Origin of the sequence: Micromonospora sp. NPDC048169 (genome assembly GCF_040652815.1) — a bacterium.
Taxonomy (GTDB): domain Bacteria; phylum Actinomycetota; class Actinomycetes; order Mycobacteriales; family Micromonosporaceae; genus Micromonospora.
Genome location: NZ_JBEZMS010000040.1, coordinates 36,491 through 43,780, shown reverse-complemented (window position 1 = coordinate 43,780; position 7,290 = coordinate 36,491). Strand labels below are relative to the sequence as shown.

Genomic DNA, 7,290 nt, shown 5'->3' with positions numbered 1-7,290 from the left:
CGCTGGGAAATCCGCGACGACATCCACGAAGCCTTCCTCAGCCTCGCCTGCGCCCTCATCTGCTGGCGCCAACTCCAACGTTAGGAGTTCTTAACGCCTGGCGTTAAGAAGGGGCCCTTCCCTCCGGGCGTCAGGGGGTGGGGGCGGGCTCGGGGGTGTCCGAGTGCTCGCTGCGGGCGAGCCGGTTCTTGCGGTGGCCGTACCCGAAGTAGATGACCGCGCCGATCAGCATCCACGCGAGGAACCGCAGCCAGGTCTCGACCGAGAGGTTCAGGCTCAGGTAGAGGCAGGCCAGCGCGGTGACGATCGGCAGCACCGGCGAGAACGGCACCTTGAACGGCCGCTCCAGGTCGGGGCGGCGCTTGCGCAGGATCGGCACCGCGATGGCGACAAGCGTGAACGCGCAGAGCGCGCCGATGCTGACCAGGTCGGCGAGCGCGGACAGCGGCAGGAAACCGGCGAGTAGCGCCACCGCGACGGTCATGATCCCGGCGATCCGGTACGGGGTGCCCCAGCGCGGGTGCACCTTGGCGATGGCGGGCGGGATGAGCCCGTCCCGGGCGATGGCGAAGCCGATCCGGCCCATGGCCACCAGGTCGACAAGGATCACGCTGGTGAGCCCGGCGACGGCGGCGATGGAGACGAGCACCGCGGCCCAGCCGGCGCCGACCGCCCGGAACGCGGACGCGATCGGCGCGCCCTCGTCGATCTCGGTGTACTTGACCATCCCGACCACCACCAGCGAGACGCCGATGTAGAGCACCGTGGAGATGAGCAGCGTGCCGAGCAGGCCCAGCGGCAGGTCCCGCTTGGGCTTGCGGGTCTCCTCACCCAGGTTCGCCACGGCCTCGAACCCGGTGTACGCGAAGAACACCACGGCGGCGGCGGTGAGCACCCCGGCGAAGCCGAAGACTGAGGGTTCCAGCCCGAAGATGGCCTGGGTGACAGGTTGCTTGATGCCGTCGTCCCCGGCACCGGCCGGCTCGGCGGCCGGGATGAACGGGCTGAGGTTGGCCGCCTTGACGAAGAACAGCCCGGCGATGACGACGAAGGCACAGATCGCCACCTTGACCAGCACGAGCAGGTTGGTGACCCGGGCGGACTCGCGGATGCCGACGATGGCGACCACGCCGAGCACCAGCACGATGCCGATGGCGCCGAGGTTGACGACGCTGCCCTCCTCTGCGAACCAGGCGCTGGGCAGGCCGAGCAGGTCGGCGAGGTAGCCGGACCAGCCGCGGGCCACCACCGCCGCGCCGAGCGCGAACTCCAGGAGCAGGTCCCAGCCGATGATCCAGGCGACGATCTCGCCCATCGTCGCGTACGCGTAGGTGTAGGCGCTGCCGGCGGTCGGCACGCTGCTGGCCAGTTCGGCGTAGCAGAGCGCGGCGAGTAGCGCGACCAGGCCGGCGATGCCGAACGAGATCACCACGCCCGGCCCGGCGCTGTTGCGCGCCTCGACACCGGTGAGCGTGAAGATGCCGGTGCCGATCACGATGCCGATGCCGAAGCCCATCAGGTCGACCGCGCCGAGCCGGCGCCGCAGCCCCGGCTTGCCGTCCTCGCCGTCGGCGTCGCCCTGGGCGAGCACGTCCTGGATCGGCTTGGTACGCAGGACCGACATCTGATCACCTCCCCCGCTGTGTGGCCGCCACGGTGGCGGTCTGTGACCGGGGGAGCTACCCAGCCGTTTTCCACCCCAATCCCGTACGCCAGGTATCGGAATCGTCACGATCCGGTCGATCGCACGGAGCCGGACATCGATCGGCCGTCCAGGTCTTGCGCCGGGCACGGATAGATGAAAGTTTCCTACCGGAGGCATGGGTGTATCGGCGAATCTTGCCGCAACGCCCGCCCCCGACTGTCCCCCCGGACCCGACGAAGGGACCGCACCGCATGAAGGCAACTCGGCTCGGAGCCGCCGCGCTGGCCGCGGCGTTGCTCGGCACGCTGGTCGCCGGCACGCCGGCGCAGGCCGCACCCGACGACAACGGCACCGCCACTTCCCCCTCCACCGACTGCGTCACCGACCCGGCCACCCCCAAGCGCCAGTTCCGGGCCATGTGGATCGCCTCGGTGACGAACATCGACTGGCCCAGCAAGGGCTCCTGGACCGCGCCGGACCAGGTGGCCAAGCAGAAGGCCGAATACCTGGCCTGGCTGGACCTGGCGCAGAAGCTCAACCACAACGCCGTCGTGGTCCAGGTCCGCCCGACCGCCGACGCGTTCTGGCCCTCGCCGTACGAGCCGTGGTCGGAGTACCTGACCGGCGTACGCGGCAAGAACCCCGGCTGGGATCCGCTGGACTTCCTGGTCGCCGAGTCGCACAAGCGCAACCTGGAGTTCCACGCCTGGTTCAACCCGTACCGCGTCTCCATGCCCGCGCCCGGCGGCGCCGGCGCCGACCTGTCGCAACTGGCCCCGGACAGCCCGGCCCGCCAGCACCCCGACTGGGTCTTCGCCTACCCGCCCGCCGGCGTCGCCGGCAGCCGGCTCTACTACAACCCCGGCGTCCCCGAGGTCCGCGAGTTCGTCCAGACCGCGATGATGGACGCGGTCAAGCGGTACGACATCGACGGCGTGCACTTCGACGACTACTTCTACCCGTACCCGAGCGGCACCCACCAGGTGCCCGACGACGCCACGTTCGCGGCGTACAACAGGGGCTTCACCGACAAGGCCGACTGGCGGCGGGACAACATCAACCTGCTGATCCAGGAGATGAACGCCAAGATCAAGGCGGTCAAGCCGTATGTGAAGTTCGGCGTCAGCCCGTTCGGCATCTGGCGCAACGCGTCGGCCGACCCGAACGGCTCGGACACCACCGGCTCGCAGTCGTACGACATCATCTCCGCCGACTCCCGCAAGTGGGTCAAGGAGGAGTGGATCGACTACATCGTGCCGCAGCTCTACTGGTACATCGGCCAGTACCCGGCCGCCGACTACGCCCGTCTGGTGCCGTGGTGGGCCGAGCAGGTGCGCGGCACGCGGGTGCAGCTCTACATCGGCCAGGCCGACTACAAGAGCGGTGACCCGGCGTACGGGTCGTTCTGGATGAACCCGCAGGAGCTGTCGAACCACCTGACGCTCAACCGGTCGTACCCGGAGGTGCTCGGCAACGTGCACTTCTCCGCGGTGCAGGTCCGGGCCAACCGGCTCGGCGCCACCGACATCTACGCGGCCGAGCACTACTCCCGCCCGGCGCTGGTGCCCACCATGACGCACCTGCCGCGCAAGCCGCTGCTGTTCCCGGTGGTCACCAAGGCCCAGCGGGAGGCGGACGGGGTACGCCTGAGCTGGCGGCAGCCGGCCGACGGCAAGGGCCCGCTCGGCACCGCCGCGTCGTACGCGATCTACCGGTTCGACGGGCACGGCCTGGCCGGGCGCTGCGACTTCGCGGACGCCTCGCACCTGGTCGGCACCGTGCGAGCCACCGACGACGCGGTGCAGTCCTGGGTGGACACCACGGCGGCCGACGGCGCGAAGTACACCTACTACGTGACCGCGCTGGACCGGCTGGCGAACGAGAGCCCGGCGAGCCCGCCGCGCTTCGTGCACTGATCTCCACCGGATGCCCCCGGGCCGCCTCGCCGGCCCGGGGGCATTCGTCTGTTTGGGCGGATGCCAGCGAGCCGTTCCCCGGAACATCGTCGCAGCTCATCGGCTTGATCGACACTTGTCGACATCCGGAGATCCCGGACGCCACCCCTGCGGAGGTTCCCGTGTCCCGTCGCCTCGCCACCACCCTCGCCGCCGCAACACTCGCCCTGCTCACGGCACTCAGCCTGGCCGCACCGGCCGCCGCCGCGGTGAGCACCGAGCAGAAGCTGTCCGTCCTGACCAGCTGGACGCAGACCAGCGCGTCCAGCTACAACGCCTGGAACAGCGCCCGGCAGAACCGGTCGCCCTGGACCGACTACGGCTTCGACTGGTCCACCGACTACTGCTCGTCCAGCCCCGACAACCCGATCGGGTTCAACTTCAAGCTCTCCTGCTACCGCCACGACTTCGGCTACCGCAACCACAAGGCCATGGGCGTCTTCTCCGCCAGCAAGTCCCGGTTGGACAACGCCTTCTACGCCGACCTGAAGCGGGTCTGCGCCACGTACAACGCGGTGGTCCGGCCCGCCTGCTACAGCCTCGCCTGGACGTACTACCAGGCGGTGAGCGTCTTCGGCTCGGTCGCCGCCGTGTCGCGGGCCGACCTCGACCGCGCCGCCCGGATGAAGGCCGAGGCCGAGCGCCGCGCCGCCGCACGCGCCTGACGGATGGGGAGCCCGCCGCCCGGCGGGCTCCCGCACGGCCGCTCAGCGGCCCGGCTCAGCCCGCCGTGCTGCGCGGCTCGAACGCCGGCCACGAACCCGGCTTCCGCCCGCCGAACCTCGGCGAGTCGGCCGCCATGTCCGGGTGCTCCACGTGCAGCGCGAGCGCCGCCACCTCGTCCAGCCGCAGCCCCGCACCGGCGCCGTACGCGGCGTCGAACGCCTCGTCACCGAGCACCCGCCGCAGCTCCGTCTGCCGGGCCGACCAGTACGGGCCGTATATCCCCGGCGTGGCCCGCAGGTTCGCCCGGGTGGCCTGCGCCGCGCCGAACAGCCGGGCCGCTGACAACGCGTCCCCGGCGAGCGCGCAGCGCACCGCTATCGCGTTTATCGTGTCGCATGCCCGGCCCAGGTAGCCGTGGCTCATCCGGGACCGTAACGCCACCAGCAGGTGCTCGTGCGCGGCGACCAGATCGCCCCGGGCCAGCGCCACCATGCCGAGCAGCATGTCCACCGAGCGTCCGCCCCGCTCGGCCGGCCGGGACGCCTCGACCGGGCGGGCCGCGGCCAGCAGGTCGGCCGCCTCGTCCAGCGCGCCCCGGCGCCAGAGCAGCTCGGAGAGGTTGTAGACGGCCAGCAGCGCGTCACCCACCACGTCCTGCGCGTACGCCCAGTCGATCACCTCGCGGCAGATCCGCTCCGCCTCGGCGAACTGCCCCATGTCGACAAGCGGCGCCGCGCGTCCGGCCAGCACCCGGGCCAGCAGCCCCCGGTCGCCGGACTGCCGGGCGGCCGCCTCGGCCCGCTGCGAGTACCGCAGCTCCTCGCCGAACTCGCCGTCCGCGCCCGCGTGCAACGAGTGCATGTGGTACGCGGCGGCCAGTTCGGCGTCCGGCATCACCTCGCCGGTCTCGGCCAGCCGGCCGTAGAGCCGGAACAGCCAGAGCCGCCCCTCCCGGGCCAGCCCGCGCTCCCGCCACCACTGGTCCAGGTCACCCGCGAGCGACAGGCCCGACCGCGCGCTGCCGCCGGTGGCGCACCAGCGCAACGCGGCCCGCAACTCGTTCGCCAGCGGGTCGAGCGCGTACAGGGAGAGCGTCACCGGGCGGCCGTCCGGCCCCAGGTGCGCCCGGTCCAGCGCGTGCCGGCACCAGGCGACGTGCCGGTCCCGGGCGCTCTGCTCCTCGCCCGCCTCGATCAGCCGCCGGGCCGCGTACGCCCGGATCGGGTCGAGCATCCGGTACGTGCTGCCGGAGGCGTGCGGCTCGGCCAGCACCATCGACTTGTCCACCAGCACCGAGAGCGGGTCGAGTGGGTCCTCGTCGAGCAGCCACTGCACGGTGGGCAGGTCCACCGGGCCGGCGAACACCGCCATCCAGCGCAGCAGCCGGGCCGAGCGCGCGCCCAGCGTCCGGTACGACCAGGTCACAGTGGCCTGGATGGTCAGGTGCCGCTCACTCGCCGAACGCTGCACTGCCCGGCTCGCCGGGGTGGGCGGGGCGGCGCCGGTCGCGGCGGCCACCAGGTCCACCGTGTCCTGCTGGTTGCCGCTCCAGCCCGCCTCCACCGGCGGCGGCTCCGCCGTCTCCCGGCCGGCGTCGAGCGTGCCCAGCATGTCGTCCAGCCGCTCGGCCAGCTGGCCGACCGAGAGCACCCGCAGCCGGGCCGCGGCCAGCTCTATGGCCAGCGGCAGCCCGTCCAGACGGCGTACCACCCGGTGCAGGTCGGCCTGCTCGGCCGGCTCCGGTGCCCGTCCGCCCCGGGCCACGGCGGTGCGGTCCAGCAGCAGCGCCACCGCGTCGCTCCCCCCGCCGTCGGGGCCCTCGTCCACCGACAGCGGCGGGATCCGCCACACCACCTCGCCGGGTACGCCGAACGACTCCCGGCTGGTCGCCAGCACCCGCACCCCCCGGCCGCCGGCCAGCAGCCGGCTGATCACGTCGGCCGACGCGGCGGTCTGGGCGTCGCAGGTGTCCAGCAGCACGAGCATCCGGCGCGGCGCCGCGTACTCGACGAGGGTGTCGACCATCGGCCGGCCCGGCTCCGGGCGGAGGCCGAGCACGGCGGCGATCTCGAACGCCACGAGCCCCGGGTCGGTCACCGCGGCGATGTCGACGAACCAGACGCCGTCCGGGTAGTCCTCGACGATGCCGGAGGCCAGCTCCACCGCCAGCCGGGTCTTGCCGGCGCCGCCCGCGCCGAGCACCGTCACCAGCCGGTACGCCTCGACCAGCCGGCCAAGCTCGGCGCGCTCGGCCTGCCGGCCGACGAACGAGGTGACCTGGGTGGGCAGGTTGTGCGCTGTCGCGTCGGCGGTACGCGGGCGCGGGAACCGCCGCTCCAGCCCCGGCGCGACGAGCTGGAACAGCCGCTCCCGGTCGTCGAACCCGCGCAGCCGGTGCAGACCGAGGTCCAGCAGGGACACCCCGTCCGGCAGCGGGTCGGCGTGCCGGGCGGTGGCGGCCGAGCAGAGCACCTGCCCACCGTGTGCGGCGGCGGCCACGCGGGCGGCCCGGTGCACCTCGGGGCTGGCGTACTCGCCGTCGCGGGGCTCGGCGTAGCCGGTGTGCAGCCCCATGCGTACCCGTGGGGTGGCGTCCGGGTTGGGCCAGTCGTGATCGGAGAGCGCCCGCTGCGCGGTCAGGCAGGCGCGGACCGCGGCGGCGGCGTCCGGGAACGCGAGGAAGAACGAGTCCCCCTCGGTCAGCAGCTCCGCGCCGTCCGTGCCGGCCAGGGTGTCGCGCAGCAACCGCCGATGCTCGTGCAGCACCGGACGGTAGACCGGGCCGAGCATCCGGGCCAGCCGTGTCGAGCCCTCGATGTCGGTGAACACGAAGGTCACCCACCCGCTGGGGAGGTGGTGTCCTTTGGACATACGTCGAACCTCCGCCCGGTGACGTCGGGTTCATGCTGCCCTATGGTCGTGCCGTCACGCATCGTGAGAACGGCTGGGCAGATTCCGCCCCAAGGTGCCAAAAGATCACACCGGCGGCAAGACCCCGATCGACACGCGGGACGGACGACGGAA

General features: G+C 72.3%; 4 protein-coding genes. 2 read left to right on the top strand and 2 right to left on the bottom strand.

The window, feature by feature from the left end; all coding sequences use genetic code 11:
- Positions 1 to 130: 130 nt before the first annotated feature.
- Positions 131 to 1,624 carry an amino acid permease gene (locus tag AB0D28_RS25595; protein ID WP_357389733.1) on the bottom strand — a complete coding sequence of 498 codons (1,494 nt, stop codon included), beginning with the start codon at positions 1,622 to 1,624 and terminating at the stop codon, positions 131 to 133.
- Positions 1,625 to 1,896: 272 nt separating this feature from the next.
- Here AB0D28_RS25595 and AB0D28_RS25590 point away from each other — a divergent pair, with 272 nt between their 5' ends.
- Both AB0D28_RS25590 and AB0D28_RS25585 read left to right on the top strand, forming a co-directional pair.
- Positions 1,897 to 3,561 (top strand): family 10 glycosylhydrolase, encoded by a 1,665-nt coding sequence (locus AB0D28_RS25590; RefSeq protein ID WP_357389731.1) that lies wholly within the window; start codon positions 1,897 to 1,899, stop codon positions 3,559 to 3,561.
- A 161-nt stretch (positions 3,562 to 3,722) separates the two neighbouring features.
- The gene (locus AB0D28_RS25585) at positions 3,723 to 4,265 is read left to right on the top strand and encodes a phospholipase (protein ID WP_357389729.1); all 543 of its coding nucleotides are present in this window, start codon (positions 3,723 to 3,725) and stop codon (positions 4,263 to 4,265) included.
- A gap of 55 nt (positions 4,266 to 4,320) precedes the next feature.
- Here AB0D28_RS25585 and AB0D28_RS25580 read toward each other — a convergent pair whose 3' ends face one another.
- The gene (locus AB0D28_RS25580) at positions 4,321 to 7,137 is read right to left on the bottom strand and encodes an adenylate/guanylate cyclase domain-containing protein (RefSeq protein ID WP_357389727.1); all 2,817 of its coding nucleotides are present in this window, start codon (positions 7,135 to 7,137) and stop codon (positions 4,321 to 4,323) included.
- Positions 7,138 to 7,290 lie beyond the last annotated feature (153 nt).